General features: G+C 71.7%; 6 protein-coding genes. 3 read left to right on the top strand and 3 right to left on the bottom strand.

The genetic code is table 11. The features are described 5' to 3' along the window. The 3 genes from PKY62_RS11530 to PKY62_RS11520 form a co-directional block, all read right to left on the bottom strand. On the bottom strand, nucleotides 1–781 hold a 781-nt coding region (locus PKY62_RS11530), incomplete at its 3' end, for an NAD(P)/FAD-dependent oxidoreductase (RefSeq protein WP_324537099.1). Between the two features lie 22 nt (nucleotides 782–803). Then, the gene (locus PKY62_RS11525; protein WP_324537098.1) at nucleotides 804–2,219 is read right to left on the bottom strand and encodes an aspartate aminotransferase family protein; all 1,416 of its coding nucleotides are present in this window, start codon (nucleotides 2,217–2,219) and stop codon (nucleotides 804–806) included. Then, the gene (locus PKY62_RS11520; protein ID WP_324537096.1) at nucleotides 2,216–2,689 is read right to left on the bottom strand and encodes an Lrp/AsnC family transcriptional regulator; all 474 of its coding nucleotides are present in this window, start codon (nucleotides 2,687–2,689) and stop codon (nucleotides 2,216–2,218) included. The genes PKY62_RS11525 and PKY62_RS11520 overlap by 4 nt, the downstream gene beginning before the upstream one ends. 98 nt (nucleotides 2,690–2,787) lie before the next feature. Here PKY62_RS11520 and PKY62_RS11515 point away from each other — a divergent pair, with 98 nt between their 5' ends. From PKY62_RS11515 to PKY62_RS11505, 3 genes are all read left to right on the top strand, one after another. Continuing rightward, the gene (locus PKY62_RS11515) at nucleotides 2,788–4,314 is read left to right on the top strand and encodes a gamma-aminobutyraldehyde dehydrogenase (protein WP_324537094.1); all 1,527 of its coding nucleotides are present in this window, start codon (nucleotides 2,788–2,790) and stop codon (nucleotides 4,312–4,314) included. Between the two features lie 148 nt (nucleotides 4,315–4,462). Then, on the top strand, nucleotides 4,463–5,683 hold the full coding sequence (locus PKY62_RS11510) for an ABC transporter substrate-binding protein (protein ID WP_324537092.1): 1,221 nt from the start codon (nucleotides 4,463–4,465) through the stop codon (nucleotides 5,681–5,683). Next, the coding region (locus PKY62_RS11505) for an ABC transporter ATP-binding protein (RefSeq protein WP_324537090.1) at nucleotides 5,683–6,243 on the top strand (561 nt) is incomplete at its 3' end. The genes PKY62_RS11510 and PKY62_RS11505, both read left to right, overlap by 1 nt.

Genomic DNA, 6,243 nt, shown 5'->3' with positions numbered 1-6,243 from the left:
AGACGGGCACGACGGCGCGTCGCGTGCCCGGCAGGGTCGCAGTCCATGCCTCCGTCGCACGCACGACGTGCCGCGCGCGCACCGTGCCCCGGTCGGTCCGCACCCGGCCCGGCTCGAGGGCCAGCGCGCGGGTGCGCTCCGCGATCCGGACGCCGCGGCCCTCGACCACCGCGGCGAGCCCGCGCACGAGGCGAACGGGCTGCACGCGCGCGCAGTCGGGGGTGAACGTCGCCCCGACGACCCCGTCACCAGCCAGACGGGCTCGCGCGGCCTCCGTGTCGAGCAGCTCGACCTCGTCGCCCCAGCCGCGCGCGTGCTCGGCATCGGACCTGGCGCGGGTCAGCTGGGGCGCCGAGCGCGCCATCGCGAGGGTCCCGCCACGCCGGAAGTCGCAGTCGATCCCCTCGGCACGGGTCACCTCACCCACCTCGCGCACCGTGGCGCGCATGGCCGCCCGCATGGCCTGCGCCGCGGGCTCGCCGTGCCCGCGGGCGAGCGCGGCAGCCCCCACGGGGAACAGCGCCGAGGCCCAGCCGCCGTTGCGACCGCTGGCCCCGAACCCCACGTGCTCCGCCTCGACGACGAGCACCTCGAGGGACGGCTCGGCCCGCGCGAGGTAGTAGGCCGTCCACAGCCCGGTCAGCCCGGCGCCGACGACGACGACGTCCGCGGTCGTCGGCCCGGCGAGGGGTGCGCGCGCGGTGCGCCGGCCGGCCTGCTCGGCCCACAGGCACCCGCCGTCCGGGGCGTCCCGGTCGATCGGGCCGCGCGACGCCGTCACCCCCGTCACCGTCCGGCCCGTCTCAGAGCTGGGCCCACGCCTCGGTGAGCACCCCGCGCAGGATCTGCTCCATCTCGTCGAACTCGGCGGGGCCGCACGTCAGCGGAGGGGCGAGCTGGATGACGGGGTCGCCGCGGTCGTCCGCCCGGCAGTACAGGCCGGCCGCGAGGAGCGCCGGGGACAGGAACGAGCGCAGCAGCCGCTCGGACTCGTCGTCGTCGAACGTCTCGCGGGTCGTCGCGTCCTTGACGAGCTCGATGCCGTAGAAGTAGCCGTCCCCCCGCACGTCGCCGACGATCGGCAGGTCGAGCAGCTTCTCGAGGGTGCGCCGGAAGACCGGTGCGTTCTGCCGCACGCGGTCGTTGAGACCCTCGCGCTCGAAGATGTCGAGGTTGGCCATCGCGACGGCGGCGGAGACGGGATGCCCGCCGAACGTGTAGCCGTGGTAGAAGGTCGTCGTGCCGTGCCGGAACGGCTCGAAGAGGCGGTCGGAGACGATGCACGCCCCGATGGGGGAGTAGCCCGAGGTCATGCCCTTGGCGCACGTGATCATGTCCGGGACGAAGCCGTAGTCGTTGCACGCGAACATGTCGCCGATCCGGCCGAAGGCACAGATGACCTCGTCCGAGACGAGCAGCACGTCGTAGGCGTCGCAGATCTCGCGCACGCGCTCGAAGTACCCGGGGGGCGGCGGGAAGCAGCCGCCGGAGTTCTGCACGGGCTCGAGGAACACCGCCGCGACGGTCTCGGGACCCTCGAAGAGGATGGCCTCCTCGATCCGGTCGGCCGCCCAGCGACCGAAGGCCTTCGGGTCGTGGCGCAGCTCCTCGGGGCCGCGGTAGATGTTGGTGTTGGGCACCTTGTGCGCCCCGGGCACGAGCGGCTCGAACGGTGCCTTCATGCCGGGGATCCCGGTGATCGACAGGGCGCCCTGCGGCGTGCCGTGGTACGCGATCGAGCGCGAGATGACCTTGTACTTGCCGGGCTGGCCCGAGAGCTTCCAGTACTGCTTGGCGAGCTTCCACGCGGTCTCGACCGCCTCGCCGCCGCCCGTCGTGAAGAAGACGCGGTTGAGGTCGCCCGGGGCGTGGTGGGCCAGCCGCTCGGCCAGGTCGATCGCCTGGGGGTGCGCGTAGGACCACAGGGGGAAGAACGCGAGCTCCGCAGCCTGCTTGCGTGCCGCCTCGGCGAGCTCGGCGCGGCCGTGGCCCACCTGGACGACGAAGAGCCCGGACAGCCCGTCGATGTAGCGACGGCCCTCGGTGTCCCAGACGTGGTGGCCCTCGCCCCGGACGATGATCGGGACGTTGCCCGACTCCCACGTCGAGTGCCGGGTCATGTGACCCCACAGGTGGTCGCGCGCGGCCTCGCCGCGCGGCGTCCCGGCCGGCGTGGTGCCGCCGACGGGGGCGGTGGTCTCGTGCTGGTCGGCGGTCATCGGGTTCCCCAGTTGTAGAGCTGCTTGCGCAGCTTGAGATACACGAAGGTCTCGGTGGCCCGGACCCCCGGCAACGTCCGCACCTGGCGGTTGAGCACCTCGAGCAGGCGCTCGTCGTCCTCGCAGACCACCTCGACGAGCACGTCGAAGGCCCCAGCGGTGATGACGACGTAGTCGACCTCCGGCATGGCGGCGAGCGAGTCGGCGAGCTGCTCGAGGTCGCCCTCGGCCTTGATGCCGATCATGGCCTGGCGGGTGAAGCCCACCTGGATCGGGTCGGTCACGGCGACGATCTGCACGACGCCCGAGTCGACCAGCCGCTGCACGCGCTGGCGCACGGCCGCCTCGGAGAGCCCGACGGCGCGGCCGATGGTCGCGTAGGGTCGCCGGCCGTCCTCCTGCAGCTGCTCGATGATGGCCTTGGAGGTGGCGTCCAGGACGACAGGGGTGGGCTTGCCGGCTGCTGCCATGGGGTGATGCTCTCCCGCGGCAGCCGCTTGATGCAAGTGAATCCGTAGATTCGGGCCCCATTCGGTGCGCAATCCGGTGTCCGGGAGGGCTCGTTCGCATGATCCCGCTGTCGCGGCAGCGCGCCCTGCGCTACCGTCTGCCCATCTGGCAGACCCGAGCCCCGGAGGCTGATGTGTCGTCCGCGACCACCGACCAGGCAGCGAGCACCGAGCTGCACAACATCATCGGCGGGGTGGCGACGCCCACCGTCGACGGCCGCACGAGCCCCGTCGTCGACCCGTCCACGGGGCAGACCTACGCCACGGCGCCGGTCTCGTCGGCGCAGGACGTCGACGCCGCCCTGCGGGCGGCGGCGGCCGCGTTCCCCGGCTGGCGCGACACCACGCCGGCCGAGCGGCAGCTCGCCCTGCTGCGGATCGCCGACGCGATCGAGTCGCGTGCCGACGAGTTCGTCGCGGTCGAGTCGCGCAACACCGGCAAGCCGCTGGCGCTCGCCGCCAGCGACGAGGTGCCGCCGTGCGTCGACCAGCTCCGGTTCTTCGCCGGGGCGGCGCGGATCCTCGAGGGTGCCAGCGCCGGGGAGTACATGGCCGGGCACACGTCCTGGATCCGGCGCGAGCCCGTGGGTGTCGTCGGGCAGGTCACGCCGTGGAACTACCCGCTCATGATGGCCGTGTGGAAGATCGCCCCCGCGATCGCCGCGGGGAACGCCGTCGTGCTCAAGCCGTCGGACACCACGCCCGCCTCGACGCTCCTGCTCGCGCAGGTCGCCAACGAGTTCCTGCCGCCCGGCGTGCTCAACGTCGTGTGCGGGGACCGGGACACCGGCCGCGCGCTCGTCGAGCACGCCATCCCGGCGATGGTCTCCATCACGGGCTCCGTGCGCGCGGGCATGGAGGTCGCGGGCTCCGCGTCGCGCGACGTCAAGCGCGTGCACCTCGAGCTGGGCGGCAAGGCGCCCGTGGTGGTCTTCGCCGACGCCGACCTCGCCGCGGCCGCAGAGGGCATCGCCGCCGCCGGCTTCTACAACGCGGGCCAGGACTGCACCGCCGCCACGCGCGTGCTGGTGCACGCATCGGTCCACGACGACTTCGTCGCGGCGCTCGCCGAGCAGGCGAGGGGCACGCGCACGGGGCGGCCGGACGAGGACGTCGCGTACGGCGCGGTCAACAACGCCGGCCAGCTGGACCGTGTGCTGGGCTTCCTCGACCGGCTGCCCGACCACGCGACGATCCTCGCCGGCGGCCACCGGCAGGGCGATGTCGGCTACTTCCACGAGGCCACGGTGGTCGACGGCCTGCGCCAGGAGGACGAGGCGGTCCAGCAGGAGATCTTCGGCCCCGTCATCACCGTGCAGACCTTCCGCGACGAGGCCGAGGCGATCGCGCTGGCCAACGGCGTGCAGTACGGGCTGTCCAGCTCCGTCTGGACCGCCGACCACGGCACGGCGATGCGGATGTCGCGCGCCCTGGACTTCGGGGTGGTGTGGATCAACACCCACATCCCCTTCGTCGCCGAGATGCCGCACGGCGGCTTCAAGCACTCGGGCTACGGCAAGGACCTGTCGATGTACGGCTTCGAGGACTACACCCGTATCAAGCACGTCATGAGCGCGATCGGCTGAGCGGTTCGGCACGGGCGAGAACGCACCGGATGTTCCCATCGTGTGACGTTTTCGTTGCGAGTCGTCACCCTGACGATGGAATCGCTTGTGCGCACCGCGTCTTGCTGCAACGATCCGACACACCCGCACGACCCCAGAGGAGGCCCCGGTGTCCCACCCCCGCCCGCAGCCAGCTGACCCGATGATCCGTGCGCTGGTGCAGGCCCAACGGGACGTCTCGCGGCGTTCGGTCCTCGCGGGGGGCGCCGGCCTCGCCGGCGTCGGCGCCCTGCTCGCCGCGTGCGGCACGGGCGGCACGACGAGCCCGAGCACGAGCGGACCCGTGGTCGACGTGTCGGACACCGAGAAGGTCGTCAACTGGGCCAACTGGACGCTGTACCTCGACTACGACGAGACGAGCCAGACCTACCCGACCCTGGACCGCTTCTCGGAGCAGATGGGGATCGAGGCGACGTACGTCGAGGACATCGAGGACAACGACGCGTACTTCGGCAAGGTCCAGGGTCAGCTGGCCAACGGCCAGGACATCGGTCAGGACGTCGTCACGCTGACCGACTGGATGGCCGCCCGGATGATCCGGCTCGGCTACACCCAGGAGCTCGACAAGGCGAACGTGCCCAACGCCGCGAACATCCTCGCGCGGCTTGCCGACGTGTCCTTCGACCCGGGCCGCGCCCACTCGCTGACGTGGCAGTCGGGCTTCGGCGGCCTGGCCTGGAACACCACCGAGGTGCCGGCCGGCATGCGCACCGTCTCCGACCTGTGGAACCCCGACCTGGCGGGGCGGATCGAGGTGCTCTCCGAGATGCGCGACACCGTCGGGCTGATCATGCTCGACCAGGGTGTCGACATCTCCGGCGACTGGGGCGACGACGAGTTCTTCGCCGCGCTGGAGGTGCTCGAGATGCACATCTCCTCGGGCCAGATCCGGCAGGTCAAGGGCAACTCCTACGCGGAGGACCTCATCTCGGGCGACGCTCTCGCCGTCATCGGCTGGTCCGGGGACATCACCGTGCTCAACTTCGAGAACGGTGACAACTGGCAGTTCGCCCTGCCGGACGCCGGCGGCACGCTGTGGAGCGACAACATGATGGTCCCGGTGGGCAGCCCCCACAAGGCCAACGCCGAGGCCCTCATGAACTACTACTACGACCCCGAGGTCGCCGCGGAGGTCGCCGCCTACGTCAACTACATCTGCCCGGTGCAGGGGGCCAAGGAGGCGATGGAGGCGTTCGCGCCCGAGCTGGTCGAGAACCAGCTGATCTTCCCCGACGAGTCCACGCTCTCGCGCTCCTACGTGTTCCGCGCCCTGAGCGCCGACGAGGAGACCAAGTACAACGAGGAGTTCCAGGCGGTGATCGGCAACTGATGGAGCAGATCGCCGCCGGGTCGGGGGCCGACCTCACCCTCGAGCACCTGGTCAAGGAGTTCGGCTCCTTCACCGCCGTCGACGACCTCAGCCTCGTCATCCCGTCCGGCTCGTTCTTCGCGCTGCTCGGGCCGTCGGGCTGCGGCAAGACGACGACCCTGCGGATGGTCGCCGGGCTCGAGCAGCCCACGGGCGGCCAGATCCTCATCGGTGGGCGGGACGTCACGGGAACCCGGGCCCACCAGCGGCCGGTCAACACGGTGTTCCAGTCCTACGCGCTCTTCCCGCACCTGACGGTGCTGGAGAACGTCGCCTTCGGCCTCAAGCGCACCCGCCAGGCCGACCCGCTCGGCAAGGCGGGCGCTGCCCTCGACCTCGTGGAGCTGCGGCACCTCGCGGACCGCCGTCCCACCCAGCTCTCGGGCGGGCAGCAGCAGCGCGTCGCCCTGGCGCGGGCGATCGTCAACAACCCCGCGGTGCTGCTGCTCGACGAGCCGCTCGGCGCCCTGGACCTCAAGCTGCGCCGCCAGATGCAGGTCGAGCTCAAGCGCATCCAGACC

Origin of the sequence: Actinotalea sp., assembly GCF_035443605.1 — a bacterium.
Lineage (GTDB): Bacteria > Actinomycetota > Actinomycetes > Actinomycetales > Cellulomonadaceae > Actinotalea.
This window is presented reverse-complemented; position numbering and strand designations above follow the sequence as displayed.

Bases quoted from the DNA above. Each gene is read 5' to 3' on its own strand.
- PKY62_RS11525 (WP_324537098.1), bottom strand. From the start codon at position 2,219: ATGACCGCCGACCAGCACGAGACCACCGCCCCCGTCGGCGGCACCACG.
- PKY62_RS11520 (WP_324537096.1), bottom strand. From the start codon at position 2,689: ATGGCAGCAGCCGGCAAGCCCACCCCTGTCGTCCTGGACGCCACCTCC.
- PKY62_RS11515 (WP_324537094.1), top strand. From the start codon at position 2,788: ATGATCCCGCTGTCGCGGCAGCGCGCCCTGCGCTACCGTCTGCCCATC.